Origin of the sequence: Pseudomonas sp. NPDC089569 (genome assembly GCF_050280625.1) — a bacterium.
Taxonomy (GTDB): Bacteria; Pseudomonadota; Gammaproteobacteria; order Pseudomonadales; family Pseudomonadaceae; genus Aquipseudomonas.
The window spans coordinates 1-19,164 of record NZ_JBNNVQ010000027.1 but is presented as its reverse complement, the minus strand read 5'-3'; the positions used below and the strand labels follow the sequence as shown (position 1 = coordinate 19,164).

15 protein-coding genes are annotated in these 19,164 nt (G+C 62.0%); 3 read left to right on the top strand and 12 right to left on the bottom strand.

Translation table 11 applies throughout. From position 1 onward, the window contains the following. Window positions 1-21: 21 nt before the first annotated feature. Window positions 22-444 (bottom strand): arsenate reductase ArsC, encoded by a 423-nt coding sequence (locus ACQKP2_RS13705; protein ID WP_427577149.1) that lies wholly within the window; start codon window positions 442-444, stop codon window positions 22-24. Between the two features lie 115 nt (window positions 445-559). Beyond that, entirely contained in the window at window positions 560-1,381 is an 822-nt protein-coding gene (locus ACQKP2_RS13700) for a CHAD domain-containing protein (RefSeq protein ID WP_427577148.1), read from the bottom strand. Between the two features lie 98 nt (window positions 1,382-1,479). Here ACQKP2_RS13700 and ACQKP2_RS13695 point away from each other — a divergent pair, with 98 nt between their 5' ends. Then, window positions 1,480-2,151, top strand: a complete 672-nt coding sequence (locus ACQKP2_RS13695) for a class I SAM-dependent methyltransferase (RefSeq protein ID WP_427577146.1) — start codon at window positions 1,480-1,482, stop codon at window positions 2,149-2,151. A gap of 1,167 nt (window positions 2,152-3,318) precedes the next feature. On the opposite strand, the gene mqo is transcribed toward ACQKP2_RS13695, so the two are convergent. Next, window positions 3,319-4,962: a malate dehydrogenase (quinone) gene (gene mqo, locus ACQKP2_RS13690; protein WP_427577145.1), complete on the bottom strand. Its 1,644-nt coding sequence runs from the start codon at window positions 4,960-4,962 to the stop codon at window positions 3,319-3,321. A 538-nt stretch (window positions 4,963-5,500) separates the two neighbouring features. Here mqo and ilvD point away from each other — a divergent pair. Next, a complete protein-coding gene (ilvD, locus tag ACQKP2_RS13685) occupies window positions 5,501-7,183 on the top strand; it encodes a dihydroxy-acid dehydratase (RefSeq protein ID WP_427577143.1) in 1,683 nt (560 codons plus the stop codon). Between the two features lie 10 nt (window positions 7,184-7,193). Here the strand turns inward: ilvD and ACQKP2_RS13680 are convergent, their stop codons facing one another. The 8 genes from ACQKP2_RS13680 to ACQKP2_RS13645 form a co-directional block, all read right to left on the bottom strand. Next, entirely contained in the window at window positions 7,194-7,616 is a 423-nt protein-coding gene (locus ACQKP2_RS13680; protein WP_427577142.1) for a GlcG/HbpS family heme-binding protein, read from the bottom strand. 33 nt (window positions 7,617-7,649) lie between these two features. Then, entirely contained in the window at window positions 7,650-9,293 is a 1,644-nt protein-coding gene (locus ACQKP2_RS13675; protein WP_427577140.1) for an ABC transporter ATP-binding protein, read from the bottom strand. Further along, complete coding sequence (locus tag ACQKP2_RS13670) at window positions 9,283-10,155, bottom strand: ABC transporter permease (RefSeq protein ID WP_427577197.1); 873 nt, start codon at window positions 10,153-10,155, stop codon at window positions 9,283-9,285. The genes ACQKP2_RS13675 and ACQKP2_RS13670 overlap by 11 nt, the downstream gene beginning before the upstream one ends. A gap of 32 nt (window positions 10,156-10,187) precedes the next feature. Then, entirely contained in the window at window positions 10,188-11,144 is a 957-nt protein-coding gene (locus ACQKP2_RS13665; protein ID WP_427577139.1) for an ABC transporter permease, read from the bottom strand. A gap of 55 nt (window positions 11,145-11,199) precedes the next feature. Continuing rightward, window positions 11,200-12,798 carry an ABC transporter substrate-binding protein gene (locus ACQKP2_RS13660; protein ID WP_427577138.1) on the bottom strand — a complete coding sequence of 533 codons (1,599 nt, stop codon included), beginning with the start codon at window positions 12,796-12,798 and terminating at the stop codon, window positions 11,200-11,202. A gap of 102 nt (window positions 12,799-12,900) precedes the next feature. Further along, window positions 12,901-14,394 (bottom strand): aldehyde dehydrogenase family protein, encoded by a 1,494-nt coding sequence (locus ACQKP2_RS13655; RefSeq protein WP_427577137.1) that lies wholly within the window; start codon window positions 14,392-14,394, stop codon window positions 12,901-12,903. Then, window positions 14,391-15,497: a mandelate racemase/muconate lactonizing enzyme family protein gene (locus ACQKP2_RS13650; RefSeq protein WP_427577136.1), complete on the bottom strand. Its 1,107-nt coding sequence runs from the start codon at window positions 15,495-15,497 to the stop codon at window positions 14,391-14,393. Before ACQKP2_RS13650 ends, ACQKP2_RS13655 begins: the two co-directional genes overlap by 4 nt. Continuing rightward, complete coding sequence (locus tag ACQKP2_RS13645; RefSeq protein WP_427577134.1) at window positions 15,478-17,133, bottom strand: GMC family oxidoreductase; 1,656 nt, start codon at window positions 17,131-17,133, stop codon at window positions 15,478-15,480. Before ACQKP2_RS13645 ends, ACQKP2_RS13650 begins: the two co-directional genes overlap by 20 nt. A 164-nt stretch (window positions 17,134-17,297) precedes the next feature. On the opposite strand from ACQKP2_RS13645, the gene ACQKP2_RS13640 reads away from it, so the two are divergent. Next, window positions 17,298-18,194: a LysR substrate-binding domain-containing protein gene (locus ACQKP2_RS13640; protein ID WP_427577132.1), complete on the top strand. Its 897-nt coding sequence runs from the start codon at window positions 17,298-17,300 to the stop codon at window positions 18,192-18,194. A 131-nt stretch (window positions 18,195-18,325) separates the two neighbouring features. Here ACQKP2_RS13640 and ACQKP2_RS13635 read toward each other — a convergent pair. Next, a partial coding sequence (locus ACQKP2_RS13635; protein ID WP_427577130.1) for a methyl-accepting chemotaxis protein occupies window positions 18,326-19,164 on the bottom strand: 839 nt, incomplete at its 5' end.

Here is a 19,164-nt window from a genome sequence, read left to right as displayed (position 1 = left end):
ACACCGTCGCGCTGTCGGCGCTCATTCCCCGGCATGGCGGGTCTTGACGGTCTGGAACATCTTGATCCGGTCGTGTATTTCCTGAAGGGTATGGCGAAACGGCTCGTGCCTTTCACTGGTGGTCGGGTCTTCAAAGTTCCAGGTCATCACTTCGTTGGAAAACGGCATCCTGCCGGCTTCTTCCGACGACTTGTCGCACAGGGTGATGACGTAATGGAAAGGCCGCCCCTGGTATTCATCAATGGACTTGCTGCGCAGCCCGCTTGTGTCGATACCGATATGTTCCAGCGAATCGAGGGTGCGTGAATCGACTCCAAGGGGTTCCAGCCCCGCACTGAAGGCTTCAAAGTGCTCCGAATCGGTATGCCTCAAAAGCGCCTCGGCCATCAACGAACGTACATCGTTGCCGGCGCAGACAAACAGCACGCGAAACCTGTCGGCCATGGTGATCTCCTGACTTTCATCCTGAACGATGAACGCAATAGTAAGTTGATCCCATTACAGCAATGTTTTTTGTGCCGTGATGCCATGGCCGACGGGACGTGCCAGGACGTGCCTGTCAAACGGCTTGCTGCAAGGCGAAATACTTCAAGTCGCGCCCACCCTTGAGCGGCCCCGAAGGCTTTGGCAGCAGGCTGGCCACCTGAGCCAGTTGAACTTCGGCTTTCTCCAGTTGAGCCGCTGCGCAAGCCGACCAGACGGGCATGAGTGGCAGAAGATCTTTCTCGACCCGCGCTTGTTCACTCCACAGGTAATGGTCGTGCCAACTGCCCAGGGCCGATTGCAGGCTTTTCAACAGTTTTGCTTCGTTGCCCGACAAGGGGGCCAACTGAGGAAACGCCTCGGTCAGGTAGCGGGTGCGCTTGACCAGGATGCGCAACTGATGCCGATCAAACTGCGTATCGGCTATTGCCGCATGCAGGCGATCGACCTGCTTGTTGAGGGTTTTGCGAATCTTCTGTTCAAGATGTTGCAAGCGACCATTGGACCTCGCCGCACGAAAACCGGCGGGCCAGGCATCCAGGGCTGCCATCAGTCGCTTGAGCGGCTGACCGTTGACGACGGCGTGATAGCTGGCATTCAACCGTGCGCGCCGGCGCTGTGCCAACTCAGGAAAACCCCGTTGTTGCAGTTCCTCGATGAGCACTTCCAGATCACGGGCCGGTGTCGTCTGCCTGCCGACGTCGGCTGCGGCCTCGTTCAATGCCGTCACTTCGTGCATGGCGCGAAACGGTCTGAGCAGACTCCGGATCCGCCTGACCGTGATCCTCAGATCGTGCAACGCCTCGGGATCGGTGCGCGCCTCCAGACGCGAACGCGCGTGATACAACGCCACTTGCAGGCTGATGATTTCAGCCACGAACGTGTCCACGAACGCCATCGTTTCGCCTCCTTTTCAAAATGTCCAATGAGCGTAGCAGGCCCGTTGCCCCCTCACTTGTTCTATTCTTGCCCCCAACCAAACCTACGGACTTCGACATGCCCACCCCTGAATTCACCCTCCTGCAGAGCTGGCATCACAACGCTGGCGCATGGATCGAAGCCGTGCGCGGCGGCACCATCGAGAGCCGCCGGCAGGTCACCGACCAGGCCATTGTGCTGGCGATACTGGGGCGCCAGCCCGAGCGTGTGCTCGACCTGGGTTGCGGCGAAGGCTGGTTGTTGCGGGCGCTGGCGGATCGGGGCATCGCAGCGACGGGTGTGGACGGGGATGCGACGCTGGTGGAGGCCGCGCGAGCGTCGGGCGCGGCGCAGGTGCATCTGGCTAGCTACGAGGCGCTGGTTGAGGCGACGGTGGACATCGGTCGCGACTACGACCTGATCTGCGCCAACTTCGCCCTGCTGCATCAGGACATCATCCCGCTGCTCGCCGCCATGAACGCCCTGCTTGCTCCCGGCGGCGCTCTGGTGATTCAGACGCTGCACCCTTGGGTCGCTGCGGCGGGCGACTACCAGGATGGCTGGCGCGAAGAAACCTTCGCCGGCTTCAAAGGCCAGTGGCAACCGATGCCGTGGTACATGCGCACCCTGTCGAGCTGGATCAATGCCCTGGACATGGCCGATTTCAGATTGGCCGGATTGCAGGAACCGCAGCACCCGCAAAGTGCCGGGCCGCAGTCGTTGCTGTTGGTGGCAGAGCCACGAGGCTAATGACAGTGATGGAGCGTGCGACGCTCGCGCGCTCCGATCGGCCATCCAGCCCGTTCCCGCCTCTGATCCGCGGGCTCGCGCTTACGTCGGTGAAATCGTTGCCAGTACGCCAATCAAAATAGTCACCAGCAGAAAGCCACCCAGAAAAATCGCCATCTTGCCCATAAGACCCCCTGCCTATCGAGTTTGCGGTGCACCGCAGCCAAGGTGCGGAACTTGCGCCTATTGTGTTGGGCAAACTGAGTTCATAACAGACGCAGAAAGCACATAAAAAAGCGGATCAGATACAGAACAGAGTCGCAGGTGCACGCCAATAATCTGTGGGACCACGTCATGCGACGCCATCGAAAACACCTACGCCTCGTAGGAGCGAGGCTTGCCCGCGAACAGGCCCCATGTCATGCAATGATTTCTAAAACGCCTTCGCCGGCAAGCCTGGCTCCTGCCTCACGGCATGCGATGACTTCGAAAACGCTTTCGCCCGTAGGAGCGAGGCTTGCCCGCGAACAGGCCCCATGTCATGCAATGATTTCTAAAACGCCTTCGCCGGCAAGCCTGGCTCCTACACCGCGAACACGGCCTCACGTCATGCAATGATTTCGAAAACGCTTTCGCCTGTAGGAGCGAGGCTTACCCGCGAACAGGCCCCATGTCATGCAACGATTTCTAAAACGCTTTCGCCGGCAAGCCTGGCTCCTACATCGCGAACATGGCCTCACGTCATGCGATGACTTCGAAAACGCTTTCGCCTGTAGGAGCGAGGCTTGCCCGCGAACAGGCCCCATGTCATGCGATGATTCCAAAAACGCTTTCGCCGGCAAGCCTGGCTCCTACATCGCGAGCACGGCCTCACGGCATGCGATGATTTCGAAACGCCTTCGCCTGTAGGAGCGAGGCTTGCCCGCGAACAGGCCCCATGTCATGCAACGATTTCTAAAACGCTTTCGCCGGCAAGCCTGGCTCCTACCCCGCGAACAGGTCCCATGTCATGCAATGATTTCGAAAACGCCTTCGCCGGCAAGCCTGGCTCCTACGGGACCGGGGGACATCCGCAAAATGCCGGGTATCATCCACAAAAAAGCCCGCTGACCGTTACCGGTTCAGCGGGCTTCGTTTTCTGCGGATCAGTCCATCCTGTCACCCTGCCCGGTCGGCAAGGCAGCCGGATTACAACGCCATGTCAGACGCCGCATTTTCCTTCACGGCCTTCGGCTTCTCGGCCGCGGCAGCCGGAGCGGCCACTTGCCCGATCACCGGCGGCGCAGGCAGTTCCAGCACCTTGGCGGTATAGGCCCACTCCTCGGCCACTTTGGCCGGGTCGTTGTTCAGCTGGGTGCCATAGCTTGGCACGATCTGGTGCAGCTTTTCCTGCCAGGCCGGGGTGGCGACCTTGTCCTTGAACACTTTCTGCAGCACGGACAGCATGATCGGCGCAGCGGTCGATGCGCCCGGGGAGGCACCCAGCAGGCCGGCGATGGAGCCGTCGGCGGAGGCAACGATTTCGGTGCCCAGTTTCAACACGCCACCGGCCGCTTCGTCACGCTTGATGATCTGCACGCGCTGGCCCGCTTGCCACAGGCGCCAGTCTTCGGCCTTGGCGTTGGGGAAGTACTCTTTCAGCGCGTTGAGGCGGTCTTCGTCCGACAGCATCAGTTGACCAGCCAGGTACTCGACCAGCGGGTATTCCTTGATCCCGACGCGAGTCATCGGCCACACGTTGTGCGTGGTGGTGGTGGTCAGCAGGTCCAGGTACGAACCTTCCTTGAGGAACTTGGTGCTGAAGGTCGCGAACGGGCCAAACAGGATCACGCGCTTGCCATCCAGCACACGGGTGTCCAGGTGCGGCACCGACATCGGCGGCGCGCCGACGCTGGCCTTGCCGTAGGCCTTGGCCAGGTGTTGCTCGGCGATGGCCGGGTTATCGGTCACCAGGAACGAGCCACCTACCGGGAAACCTGCATATTCACGGGCTTCCGGGATACCGGATTTCTGCAGCAGGTGCAGGGCACCGCCGCCGGCGCCGATGAACACGAACTTGGCGTCGGTTTCGGTTTTGCTGCCGTCCTTGAGGTTTTTGTAGCTGACGCGCCAGCTGCCGTCGGCATTGCGGGTGATGTCCTGCACTTCGCTGGACAGCTTCAGGTCGAATTTCGGTGTGGACTGCAGGTGCGCAACGAACTGGCGAGTGATTTCACCGAAGTTCATGTCGGTGCCAAGCGGGCTCCAGGTGGCGGCGACCTTCTGGTTCGGATCACGCCCTTCCATCATCAGCGGTACCCACTTCTTGATGACCTCGGGGTCCTCGGAGTACTGCATGCCGGCGAACAGCGGGCTGGCTTGCAGGGCCTCGTAGCGCTTTTTCAGGAACTTGATGTTGTCATCGCCCCACACAAAGCTCATGTGCGGAGTGGAGTTGATGAACGAACGCGGATTCTTCAGCACGCCTTGCTGGACCTGCCAGGCCCAGAACTGCCGGGAAACCTGGAAGGCTTCGTTGATTTCGACGGCCTTGGGGATCGACACCTTGCCGTTTTCATCTTCCGGCGTGTAATTCAGCTCGGCCAGGGCGGAGTGACCGGTACCGGCGTTGTTCCAGCCGTTGGAGCTTTCCTGGGCGACGCCGTCGAGGCGCTCGACCATTTCCATCGACATGCCCGGTTCCAGCTCGTTGAGCCATACCCCCAGGGTCGCACTCATGATGCCGCCGCCAATCAGCAGCACGTCGACCTTTTTGGCGGCTTCCGCCTGGGCCGTCGTCATCCCCAATGACAAAGCCAGCCCCAGCAGGGCTGTGTTCACTTTCTTAAACATCTGTAGCACCTTAGATAAAACGCCATCCTCCCTGCGACTTTCGCTTGCGACCCCATGCGTCACGGCAGGTCATGGGGCAGCAGCACATCGAGTTGCAGGGCGGGCACACAAGGCCGACCCATAGAGTCGACCCTCGTTATATGTCCCTACTGAACTGACTTTTTATCTTTTTTGGCTTCAGCTACTTGAGCGACAGTGAATCGGTTCGCACGTCTCAAGGACGGGCAAACTGAACAGGTCAAACCCAGTTGGCGCGCAGGATATCACGTCACGAAAAACCCGCACGTCTGTTCGCGACTGATTGGTCCTGGGTATTTTCGAACCCGTAGGAGCCAGGCTTGCCGGCGAAGTCGGCCTTACGCCATGCGATGATTTCGAAAACGCCTTCGCCGGCAAGCCTGGCTCCTACCCCGCGAACACGGCCTTACGCCATGTGGCGATTCCAGAAACGCCTTCGCCGGCAAGCCTGGCTCCTACGGGCTATGGTGGATGGCCGACTATACTCAGTGATCCGCAATTAAGTGTGTGAGGATGTGTCATGAGCGATAAAGACGATCTGCGCAAATACTCCTCCCAAGTGATCGACGGCGTCGAAGCCGCACCCGCCCGCGCCATGCTGCGGGCCGTGGGCTTTACCGACGAAGACTTCCACAAGCCGCAGATCGGCATCGCCTCCACCTGGGCGATGGTCACGCCCTGCAACATGCACATCGACAAGCTTGCGCTGGAGGCGGAAAAAGGCGCGAACGCCGCCGGCGCCAAGGGCGTGGTGTTCAACACCATCACCATTTCCGACGGCATCGCCAACGGCACCGAAGGCATGAAGTATTCGCTGGTGTCGCGCGAGGTGATCGCCGACTCCATCGAAACCGTGGCCGGTTGCGAAGGCTTCGACGGCCTGGTGACCGTGGGCGGTTGCGACAAGAACATGCCCGGCTGCCTGATCGGCATGGCGCGCCTCAATCGCCCGTCGATCTTCGTGTATGGCGGCACCATTCGCCCCGGTGCCGGCCATACCGACATCATTTCCGTGTTCGAGGCCGTCGGTCAGCATGCCCGTGGCGACATCAACGAAATCCAGGTCAAGCAGATCGAAGAAGTGGCCATTCCCGGCCCCGGTTCCTGCGGCGGCATGTACACCGCCAACACCATGGCCTCGGCCATCGAAGCGCTGGGCATGAGCCTGCCCGGCTCCAGCTCCCAGGAGGCCATCGGCAGCGACAAGGCGTCGGACAGTTTCCGCGCCGGACAGCAGGTGATGGAGTTGCTCAAGCTCGATCTCAAACCGAGCGACATCATGACCCGCAAGGCTTTCGAGAACGCGATTCGCGTGGTGATCGCCCTCGCCGGCTCCACCAATGCGGTGCTGCATCTACTGGCCATGGCTCATGCGGTGGATGTCGAGCTGACGCTGGATGACTTCGTCGAGCTGGGCAAGGTGTCACCGGTGGTGGCCGACCTGCGCCCCAGCGGCAAGTACATGATGAGCGAGCTGGTGGCCATCGGCGGCATTCAGCCGCTGATGAAACGCATGCTCGCGGCCGGCATGCTGCATGGCGATGTGCTGACCGTCACCGGCAAGACCCTGGCGCAAAACCTCGAAAACGTACCCGACTACCCCGCCGGCCAGGACGTGATCCTGCCCTTCGACCAACCGATCAAGAAGGACTCGCACTTGGTGGTGCTGCGCGGCAATCTCTCGCCCGAAGGCGCCGTGGCCAAGATCACCGGCAAGGAAGGCCTGCGCTTCGAAGGCAAGGCCAGGGTCTATCACGGCGAAGAAGGCGCACTGGCCGGTATCCTCAATGGCGAAGTGCAACCCGGTGAAGTGATCGTGATTCGCTATGAAGGGCCCAAGGGTGGGCCGGGCATGCGCGAAATGCTTTCGCCGACGTCGGCGGTGATGGGCAAGGGACTGGGCAAGGACGTTGCGTTGATTACCGACGGCCGTTTCTCTGGCGGCTCCCACGGTTTTGTCGTGGGTCATATCACACCCGAGGCATTCGAAGGCGGGCCGATTGCCCTGATCGAAAACGGCGACCGCATCATCATCGATGCGCAAACCCGGCAACTGACCGTGGATGTTTCCGACGCCGAACTGGCCGCGCGCAAGGCCCGTTGGGTGCGGCCACGGCCCAAATACAAACGTGGCGTACTGGCCAAGTACGCCAGGACCGTGGCCAGCGCGTCGGAAGGCGCCGTGACGGATAAATACCTTTGATGCAACCGCGTCAGGCCGGCTCGCACAGCGAATCGAGTGCTGCCACGCCGGCCTTGGCGACTTGTGCGTCCTGATCAGGCTTGACGCCCGATACGCCGATGGCGCCCACCACCTGCCCGCCCGCCAACACCGGAACGCCGCCTTCGAGCATTGCGCTGAGCACCGGTGCGGAAAGAAAGGCACTGCGACCACCATTGATCATGTCTTCGTAGGCCTTGGTTTCCCGACGGCCGAGCGCCGCACTGCGGGCCTTTTCCATGGCGATGTAGGCACTGGCCGGCGCGCAGCCGTCCAGGCGTTCCAGGGCCAGCGGGTGACCGCCATCGTCGACCACGGCAATCGTCACCGGCCATTGACAGGCCAGCGCTTCAGCGCGGGCGGCGTCCAGCAGGTGTGCAACGTCGGTTCGGGTCAGTACTGCTTTGCTCTTCATTGTCATGTCGTCCTTAGCATTCAATCACTGTATTCAAACCGCCTGTGACACCCGTTCGGCCAGTCGCCGGGTCAGCCAATCGGGGTCCATCTCCGGAACCGAGGCCAGCAATCGCGCGGTGTAGTCGTGGTGCGGCGGGCTGAACACCTGAGCAAGCGGGCCTTGCTCGACAATTTTCCCCTGATGCATGACCACCACCTGGTCGGCGATCCCCTTCACGGTCTCGATGTCATGGGTGATGAACAGGTAGGAAAGGCCCAACTCGTCCTGCAGCCGCTCCAGCAATTGCAGAATGCCCTTGGCCACGATCTGGTCGAGCGCCGAGGTCACTTCATCGCAAATGATCACCTTGGGTTCGGCGGCCAGCGCCCTGGCGATGCAGATGCGCTGTTTCTGCCCGCCGGACAGTTCGCCGGGGAAGCGGTCGATGATTTGCGTCGGCGAGAGTTCGATCTGTTCAAGCAGCTCATGGATGCGCTTTTCCTTCGCCCGACCCGTCAGCCCCAGGTAGAACTCCAGTGGCCGGCCGAGAAAATCGCGAACCCGCTGGCGGGGATTGAGCGCGGTGTCGGGCATCTGGTAAATCATCTGGATGTGCCGCAACAATTCGCGGCTGCGTTCGCGATAACCCAGGGGCAGCGCCTGGCCTTCGAAAAACAGCTGGCCCTTGCCGGCCGGCAACAGACCGGTCAGGACACGGGCCACCGTGGATTTACCCGAGCCGGACTCTCCGACCACCGCCACCGTTGCGCCCTTGGGCACTTGCAGGGAAATGTCGTGCAGTATCGGCAACTGTCCATAACCGGCATGCACACCCTGGAGTTCGAGTACCGGCATCTCTTTGTCGAAGGTCTTGGGCTCATGCTGCAACGAGCGCACCGCCCACAATGTCTTGGTGTATTCCATTTGCGGCGCGGACAGCATCCGCCGTGTATCGGCCTCTTCCACAGTGTTGCCGTGACGCAACACCATGATCCGGTCGGCCATCTGCGCGACGACCGCCAGGTCGTGGGTGATGTAGATGGCGGCGGTGCCGAACTGCTCGACCACATCGCGTATGGCGGCGAGCACTTCCACCTGGGTCGTCACATCCAGCGCCGTGGTGGGCTCGTCGAAGATGATCAGATCGGGCCGGCAGGCCATGGCCATGGCCGTCATGGCTCGCTGTAGCTGACCACCGGAAACCTGGTGCGGGTAACGAAAGCCGATCTGCTCGGGATCGGGCAGGCGCAGGCGGCGGAACATGTCCACCGCATCGGCGCGGGCCTGTTCTTCGCTGAGCACGTTGTGCAGCACGGCCGTTTCGACGTATTGATCGATCAGGTTGTGCGCCGGGTTGAACGCAGCCGCCGCCGACTGGGCCACGTAGGCGATGCGCGATCCCCACAGTTTCAGCTTCTGCTCCCGGGAAGCCTGCATCAGGTCAGTGCCGTCGAAAACAATACTGCCCTGGGTGATCCGGCATCCCGGCCGCTCGTACCCCATGGCCGCCAGCCCGAGCGTTGACTTGCCGGCACCGGATTCGCCGATCAGGCCGAGGATTTCCCCCCGCTTGAGTTGCAGATCGATGCCCTTGACGATCTCCTGCCAGCCCCCCGCACACTGCGCTTCGATCCGCAGGCCGGAGATGTTCAGAAGGGTGTCGTGACGCTTGTCATGGTTTTTTTCACTGGTCATCGCGCAGGCCACTCGTCAGGTGCAGAAACCAATCCACTACAAAATTGACCCCGATGGTCAGCAGCGCAATGGCGGCCGCCGGCAACAGCGGCGTGATGTCGCCATAGGAAATCAGGGTGGCGTTATCCCGCACCATCGAGCCCCAGTCCGCCGTCGGCGGCTGGATCCCCAGGCCAAGGAAGCTCAGGGCGCTGATGAACAGGAAGGTGAAGCAAAAGCGCAGGCCGAACTCGGCCACCAGCGGCGCCATGATGTTGGGCAGGATCTCGCGGAACATGATCCAGCCGTTGCCCTCGCCGCGCAGCCGCGCCACTTCGACGAAATCCATCACCGCCACGTTGCCGGCGACCGCCCGGGTCAGGCGAAAGACCCGCGTCGAATCCAGTACCGCAATGATGATGATCAGTGCCGGGATCGACGTGCCGAACAGTGTCAGCAGCATCAGGGCGAAGATCAGTTGCGGAATGGCCATCAGCACATCGACCACGCGCGACAACAGTTGATCGACCCAGCCACCCCGCGCCGCCGCCAACAGCCCCGCTGCGCCACCGAGCAGGAAGGCCAGGCTGGTGGCGAGCGCGACGATGCCGATGGTGTTGCGCCCGCCGTAGAGCAGCCGGGTGAGCATGTCGCGCCCCAGGTTGTCGGTGCCCAGCAGGAATTGCGGCCCCCAGGGTTCGAAGGCCTGCGCGACGACCTGGGATTCGCCGTACGGTGTCAGCCAGGGCGCCAGGATTGCGCCGAGGGTGTACAGCACGATGACCAGCATGCCGAACCGGGCGGTCCAGGGCGCCGTTTGCAGCCCGCGCCACAACCGGCGGCCCGGGCCCGATCGCGACGAATGCACAGGTAACGCCGCCATGGCCTCGACATCCACGTTCATGTTCACTTTGTTCATTTGGGGTGCCTCAACCGTGGATTGGTCAGGACCGACAGCACATCCGCCGTCAGGTTGAGCACAATGTAGGTGGCCGCGAAGACCAGGCTGCAGGCCTGGACGACCGGCATATCGCGCTTTTTCACCGAGTCGACCATCAACTGCCCCATGCCCGGATAGACGAACACCACCTCGACCACCACCACGCCCACGATCAGGTATGCCAGGTTGAGCACGATCACGTTGATGATCGGTGCCCAGGCGTTGGGCAAGGCATGGGTGAGGATCACCCGCCAGCGAGGCACGCCCTTGAGCGTGGCCATCTCGATGTAGGGGCTGGCCAGCAGGTTGATGATCGCCGCGCGGGTCATGCGCATCATGTGCGCCGTGACGACCAGGGTCAACGTCAGGGCCGGCAGCAACACCCGATAGATGCGTTCGAGCAAGGGCTGGCCGGGATCGACGTTGGCCAGGCTGGGGAGCCAGCCGGCCTTCACCGAGAACAGCAGGATCAGCAGATACGCCAGGAAGAACTCGGGGAACGAAATGAACGTCAGCGTCGCGCTGTTGATCATCCGGTCGAAAAACCCGTTGCGATAGATCGCCGCGAGAAAGCCGAGCACCAGGGCCAGCGGCACGGCGATCAACGCCGTGACCGAGGCCAGGAACAGGGTGTTGAGCAAACGACTGCCCAGCAGCTCGGCAATCTGCCGGCCGTTGGCCAGCGAACTGCCGAAGTCGCCTTGCACGAATGCGCTCAACCAATGGATGTAGCGGATGTGCAACGGTTGATCGAGCCCCAGTGCATGGCGAAAGGCAACCACGGCCTCGGGCGTCGCCGACTGCCCGAGGATTTCGGTCGCGATGTCACCCGGCAGGAAATCCACACCCAGCAGGATGATCACCGAAACGAACCACAGGCTCAGGCAGCCCAGAGCCAGGCGTTGAGTCAGCAAGGTTGTGATTTTGTTCATGCCACCCTCCCCCCATGGTCAAGGCGCATCCCTGCGCTCAAACCCCACGGGCGTCTCACGCAAACCACCAGCGTTCGGCCGCACGCAGGCCATCGAGGTCCCAGTTGCTGGCCAGCTTGTCGTGGCCGATCCGGCGGGAGATGCCGTCGACGTAGTTGGCAAACAGCGGAATCAACGCGCCGCCGTCGTCACGCAGCATGCCTTGCATTTCGCCGTACATCTGCCGGCGCTTCTGGTCGTCGAGTTCCGAGCGCGCCGACAGCAGCAGCGAGTTGAACTGGGTGTTGTCCCAGAAGGTTTCGTTCCAGCTCGCGCCCTTGCCGTACACCAGTGAAAACGCCCAGTCCGCCGTGGGCTTGCCGCCCCAGTAGTCCATGCTCCAGGCCTTTTTCATCCAGACGTTTTTCCAGTAGCCATCGTTGGGCTCGCGCACCACGTTGATGTCGATGCCTGCCTTGGCGGCGTGTTCCTTGAACAGCACGGCGGTATCGACCGCACCGGCGAAGGCGGCATCGGCGGCGCTCAAGTCGACCTTCAAGCTGTCCAGGCCTGCTTGTTTGAGGTAGAACCGGGCCTTGTCCGGATCGTAGTCGCGCTGCGCCAGTTCCTTGTTGAAGTAGCGGTAGCCGGAGCTGATCGGGTGGTCGTTGGCGACCTCGCCGTGGCCGTGCAGGATCGTTTCGAGCATGGTCTTGCGATCGACCGCATGCTTGAGCGCCATGCGCACGTTGTTGTCGGTAAAAGGCGCCATGGTGGTATTCATCGGCAGGCTGTAATGCTGCCCGCCGTTGATCGAGGAAATCTCCAGCGCCGGGTTGCGCTTGAGCAGGTGCACGGTTTTCAGGTCGCAACCGTTCATGGCGTGGATTTCGCCGGTGCTCAGGGCATTGGTACGCGCGCCCACGTCGGCGATCACCAGGAATTCCACCGAGTCGAACCAGCCGCGATCCGGCTTCCAGTAGTTGGGGTTGCGCTTGACCAGCGTCCTGACACCCGGATCGAACGCCTCGCGCATGTAGGCGCCGCAGCCGATGCCGTCAGTGGCGTTGACCTTGCCATCCTGCGATGGCATCACCGGCAGGTGATAGTCGGAGAGCAGGTACGGGAAATCGGCGTTGCCGCCACTCAAGGTGATGATCACCCGGTCCTTGCCGTCGGCGCTGATATCGACAATAGGTGCCAGCAGGCTGTTGGCGGCCGACTTCGAATCCGGGCCACGGTGATGGTTGAGCGAGGCCACGACATCCGCCGCCTCCAGGGATTTGCCGTTGTGAAATTGCACACCCTGGCGCAGCTTGAAGCTCCAGACCTTCGCGTCCGGCGAGGGCTCCCAGCTCTGGGCCAGTTCACCGACGAGTTCGCCGGTGTTGGTGACTTCGGTCAGATAACTGTGAATCGAATGGCCGACAGACTGCATGTAGTTGTCGCCGAATGAGCCTGGATCGAACGAGTCGGTGGTCGACCCGCTGGCGATACCCAGTTTGAAGTGTCCGCCGCGCTTGGGGCTGCCCACCGTATCGGCCAGGGCACGACCGGGGAAACTGGTGGCCAGTGCCATGCCGGCGCCTGCCGCCAGCATGCACTGCATGAAGGTACGTCGATCAATTCGCCCTTGCTTGAGGCCTTGTGTCAGATCGTCAATGAGTTTGCTCATGAGGTGTCCCCGTTATTGGCTGTTGTTATCAGGAGTTGTCTGGGCGGGTGTTCATCACCTTCGCCGGACCCACACACGTGTCGCTGTACCTCTAACCACCTTTTATATCCGCGCAGTCACCGCCTTGACCCGGCAGTAGCTGCGCAAGCCTTCGAGTCCCTTTTCACGGCCAAAGCCCGACAGTTTGTTGCCGCCAAATGGCGTTTCGACTCCACCGGCGTAGTACTCGTTGATGTACACCTGCCCGGCGTCGATATCGCGAGCCAGGCGCAGCGCCTTGGTGATGTCGCGGCTGTAGATGCCAGCGGCCAGTCCGAACGGCGTGCCATTGGCCAGTTCCAGTGCATGCTCGACCGAGTCGGCCACTTGCACCGACAGTACCGGGCCGAAGATTTCTTCCTGCACCAGGCGATCACCGGGTTTGACGTTGTCGAGCAGCGTGGGCGCGAAGAACCAGCCGGCATTGCTCTGGGCATCCGTCAGCCGGGTCCCTCCCGCCGCGATCCTGATTTTCCGAGCCCTGGCATCTTCGACGTAGGTGCTGATCTTTTCCAACTGCTCCAGTGAGCTGATGGCGCCAATTTCCGGATTCTTCAGGCCATGGCCGATGGTCAGCTGATTGGCCCGGGCCGCCAGGCGTTCGACGAACTCGGCGTGGATGCCGCGCTCGATGACCAGGCGCGAGCCGGCCGAGCAAATCTGTCCGGCGTTGGAATAGATCGCCCACAGCGCATCTTCGACGGTCTTTTCCATGTCGCAATCGCCCAGCACCACCATCGGCGATTTACCGCCCAGTTCGAGCGTGACACTGGTGATGTTGCGTGCAGCGGCCTGCATGACCGCCTGGCCTGTTTGCACCGAACCGGTAAAGGTGACGTGACGGACTTTTGGATGAGCCACCAGGGCAGCGCCGACTCTGGCGCCGGTGCCGGTGATGACGTTGCAGACACCGGCCGGCAAACCGGCCTGATGCAGGATTTCGGCCAGCAACAGCGCGGTCATGGGGGTCTGCTCGGCCGGTTTGAGCACCGCCGTGCAACCTGCCGCCAGTGCTGGCGCGAGGCCCCGTGCCGCCGTGGAGAACGGATAATTCCAGGGAATCACGTGGGCGGTGACACCCACAGGTTCCAGGTGGGTGCTGGAAACGTAATCCGGTCCCAGCGGTATCGTTTCGCCGTGCAGTTTGTCGGCCGCGCCGGCGTAGTACTCGAACAGGCGCGCGGCGGAGCGCACATCCGATTGCGCCTCCTTCAGGGTCTTGCCATTGTCCAGGGTTTCGATCACCGCCAGTCGTTCGGCGTTGGCACGAATACCTTCGGCTGCGCGCATCAACGTGCGGCTGCGCTCGGCGGGTGTGGCTTTGCCCCACGGGCCGCGCAAGGCCCTGTCGGCAGCAGCCACCGCCAGTTCGACGTCTTGTTCGTCACCCGAGGCAAAACCGGCAAACGCGCGGCCAAGGCCCGGATCGAAGGTCTCCATGGAGTCGCCACTGGCGGCAGCACGCCATTGACCATCGATCCAATGGTCACGGGGCAAGCCGCTCAGGGTACCGCTGGCAAAATACTCGGCAATCAGCGCGTCGGTGACCGTGCTCATCGCGCCACCTCACTGACTTGATAGGTGGAGCGTTCCAGCCACTGCGGCGACACTTCGATACCCCAGCCCGGCGCATCGCTGACCGTCACATGGCCATCCTTGACGGTGTAGGGCGACTCGACGAACAAGCCGTCCTGCCATGGGTAGTAATCCAGGCCTTCAATCGACAGTTCCAGGTACTTGCCGGCGTTGGGAAGCGCCTTGAGGTAATGCATGGTGAACAAGGTCACCAGGGACAGGTTGGCGCTGTGCGGCGTGCAAGGCAGCCCGGCCTGCTCGGCCATCCGCGCGACCTTCATCGAGCGGGTGATGCCGCCCAGGTACAGGACATCGGGTTGCACCACATCCACGGCGCGCATCTCGATCATTCTGCGCCAGGTCGACAGGTCGCAATCCTGCTCGCCGCCGGTGACGTCCAGGGTCAAGGCTTCGGTCACCTGCCGGGTTTGCTCCAGTTCCCAATACGGGCACGGCTCCTCGAAATGCTCGATGCCGTAGTCTTGCAGCATGCCGCCGACTTCGATGGCACGCTTGGGGGAGAACCCCGAGTTGCCATCGACCAGCAGCGATACTCCGTCGCCCAATGCCTTGCGGATCGTCGGCACGATTTGCTCGGTCCGCCCCGGCCACTCGTCAATGTCATGGCCGCACTCGCGACCCACGCGGAACTTGAAGGCGTCGAAACCATAGTCATCGCGCAACTGCAAAAAGCGCTTGGCTTCATTCTCGGCACTGATATCGCGGCGCATCGACGAAGCATACGCACGCAACTGCCCCGGCGTACCGCCGAGCAACTCGACCACGGGCTTGCCTTCGACCTTGCCGCGCAAGTCCCACAGGGCGGTATCGAGCCCGGCCATGGCCCGGCACAGATAGGTGCCCGGAAACTTGTGTTCGCGCTCGGGAATCAGGCTGATCAGGCTTTCGATATCCAGCGCATCGGCGCCCAGCGCATAAGGTGCCACCTGACGGTGGAACACCTGTGCCGTGATATCGGCGTTGTAAGTCGACAGCTGCCCCCATCCGATCGCGCCGGTGTCGCTGGTGACGCGGACAAAACCCACATAGGGATCGCAAAAGGTTTCAAGCTTCTTGATGCGCATCACGCCACTCCATTTTCTTGTTGTCGGCCAGAATCAAATCGGCCGCTTTCTGCGCGACCATGATGGTCGGAGCGTTGGTATTGCCCGAGGTAATCGTGGGAAAAATCGAAGCGTCGACCACCCGCAGGCCCTTCAGCCCATGGACCCGCAAGCGCGTATCGACCACTGAGTTACTGGCATCGGGGCCCATGCCGCAGGTGCCGACCGGATGGAACACCGAGCCGCAACGCTGACGGAAATCGTCGAGGATCTGTTGATCGGACATGCCGTCCAGGTCCGGTGCGATGGCCTCCTTGATCAGGCCGCGCAAGGCCTGGGTGCGGACCATCTGCTGGATCAGCCGGCCGCCGGCAATGACGCCCGCGACATCGTCCGGATCGGAAAGGTAATTGGGGCGAATCTTCGGCCCGACGCGCGGGTCGGCACTGCAAATGTCGATACGCCCGCGGCTCTTGGGTCGGCAAGGCTGGAACGAAATGATGAACCCGGCGAACGGATCAGGGTTCATCAACGGGCGCTTGCCTTCCGGCGCCGTCGAGTAGGTGACCGGGTTGAAATACAGCTGTGTATCCGCCGATTCGCTCAGGGCATCGGAACGCACAAAGCCGCCGGACTGATTGACGCTGACGCTGAGCGGCCCCTTGCGCGTCAACACGTAGCGCAGCCCCGCCCACAACTTGCCGTGCAACGGCGACAGCAGGTTGTTGAGGGTCGGTTCGGTCGACTTGTAGTAGTAGTTGATGCCCAGGTGGTCCTGTAGTTGTCCACCCACCGCCTCATTGTCCAGCACCACGGGGATGCCATGACGGCGCAGCAATGCCTTGGGTCCGACACCGGACAATTGCAGCAATTGCGGTGAATTCACCGCCCCTGCGCTGAGAATGACCTCGCGTCGGGCACGGGCGGTCTGCACTTGTCCATTGTGCTCGAACTCCACCCCGACCGCGCGACGGCCGTCGAACAGTACCCGGTGAACCAGAGCATGGGTCATCAACCGCAGATTATCGCGCTGCATGGCCGGGCGCAGGAACGCATCCGCCGCCGAGCAGCGCATGCCTTTGAAGGTGTTGATCTGATAGACGCCCACACCTTCGGGACTGCTGCCATTGAAGTCTTCGGAGTAAGGCAGCCCCACTTCCTGGGCGGCCGCAAAAAAATGGCGGCGCAGCGGATGCAGTTGCGCGGTGACATCCGAGACGTACAACGGGCCGCCCTGGGCCGCATTGCCTTGCGCATCGACACGCCGTTCGGAGCGCTGGAAGTAAGGCAGGACATCGGCCCAACCCCATCCGGCATTGCCCCTTTGCTCCCAGCCGTCGAAGTCCACGGGCAAGCCACGGCAGTAGACCATGGCGTTGATCGAGCTGGAGCCGCCCATCACCCGCCCGCGCGGCCAATAACTGCGTCTTGAATCGATGGCCGATTCCGGCTCGGTCTCGTATTTCCAGTTGATGCGCTCATCAAAGAACGTACGGCCGTAGCCAATCGGCATCTTGATGAAGAAACGCCGGTCGCTGCCGCCCGCTTCCAGTACCAGTACCTGGCTCTGTCCGTCGGCGGTGAGGCGATCGGCCAGTACCGAACCTGCCGAACCACTGCCCACGATGATGTAGTCGAACTCCCCCACTGCCGCCATGTTCCTTGCCCCATGCCCGAGGTTCATCGCAGAACCGATACGAAAGCCGGCAGGCCATTTTTCTTTTTGTGGCCTACTTGTTCGTGCCCATCATTTCGGTAAAGCTCCTTCAAGACAAACAAGAAAAAAATGGCCTTTGGGCCAAAAAAATTTAAGGCTCGGCGATGTCCTACAAGCTACCCCACCTCCCCTGGTTGCGTACTTTCGAAGCGGCTGCGCGCAGCCTGAGTTTCTCCGCCGCGGCCGAGGACCTGCACATGACGGCGGCGGCCGTCAGCCTGCAAATCCGCTCGCTGGAGCAATACCTGGGGTTCCAGTTGTTCGAGCGTTTGCCCCGTGGCGTGCGGCTGACCGACATGGGCCTGGCTTACCTGCCTTCGGTGCGCAAGGCGTTCGATGAGTTGTCGCTGTCGACCGTGGGCCTGTTCGGCAGTCGCGGCGACTGCTCGATCACCGTGCGCTCCACCGCCGCCTTCGCCGTGCTCTGGCTGGCCCCCAAGCTGCACTCGTTCATCGAGGCACATCCCGACATTGAAATCCGCTTGCTGGCCGATATCTGGGCGGACGCCCAGGGCGCCGATCAAAGCGCGGTCGATATCCGTTTTGGCGACGGACACTGGGAGGGGTTCGAGGCGGAACTGATCCAGAAGGAAGCGTCGATTCCGGTGTGCAGCCCGGTCTGGCTTGAACGTGCAGGCTCGCCCGAAGCACTGGTCACCCTGGCTCAGCAGAACCTCATTCACATCATGGGTTGCGATGACCTGTGGACTCGCTGGTTCCGCGCTGCCGGCATCGCGCAAAACACACAAGGAAAAGGCGGATTGCTGGTGGACACCTCGCTCACGGCGCTGGAACTGGCCAGCGCCGGCTCAGGCTTTGCCCTCGTATTGCGCAGCCTGACCAAGTCCTACATCGACTCGGGCAGGCTCGTGTCCCCTTTCGAGGGCGAACTGGCGATCGACCAATCGCACTATTTACTGCAATCGAAGACCGGAAAACGGCCCAGCCCCGAGGTGCTGATTTTCAGGCAATGGCTGATGGAAACCGCCCGGAAGCAGTAGAACGTTGCGCCGCCATCGCGAGCAGGCTCGCTCCCACACCGGATCTTTGGTGCATGCCAATTCCGAATTCAATGAAGCTCCCTTGTGGGAGCTAGCCTGCTAGCGATAGCGCCACTCCAGTCACCTGAGTTTTAAAGCCGAAAGCGGTCCACCGACTGCGAAAGCTGCCCCGCCAGGTTCGACAATTGATCGGTGGTCGAAGCCGTCTGGCCAATCACCTTGCTGTTACCTTCGGACATGCCGGCGATCATCTCCACCTGATGGGCGATTTCGTTGCTGGCCAGGCTTTGCTCGCCGATGGTGCGGCTGATGTCGTTGACCAATTGCGTGGTGCTCAAGGTGGCCTGGAGGATTTCGCCGATGGCGCGTTCGACATCGGCGGTCACGGCCATGCCTTTGTCGACCTGGGCCACCCCCGCCTCCATGCTGGTTACCGCTTCGCGGGTACTGTGCTGGATGCGCGAGACCATGGCGGCGATTTCCTGGGTGGAAGCGCTGGTGCGTCCCGCCAGGTTGCGCACTTCGTCGGCCACCACGGCAAATCCGCGTCCCTGGTCGCCCGCGCGGGCGGCTTCGATGGCGGCGTTCAGCGCCAGCAGGTTGGTCTGGTCGGCGATGTCCTTGATCACCTGGATGATGCTGAAAATCCCCTCGGACTCCTTGTCCAGCGTGGCGATCACCTGTGCCGACTGCTGCGCCGAACGGGCGATGCCGTCCATGTCGTTGACCACCTGATGGATCACCCGCCCGCCATCCTTGGCCAGCGCTTCGGCCTGGTTGGCCATGTTCAGCGCCCGCTCGGCATGCCGGGTGATTTCCTCGATGCTGGCGGTCATTTCACTGGCCGCCGCGGCCATGGTGCTGGCGGCCGCGCTTTGTTGCTGGCTGCTGCCCGCGACTTCGTGGCAGCCGCTGCTCAGCCGCTCGCTCATGCCGCTGACGCCATGGGCATTGCTGCGCACCACTTCGA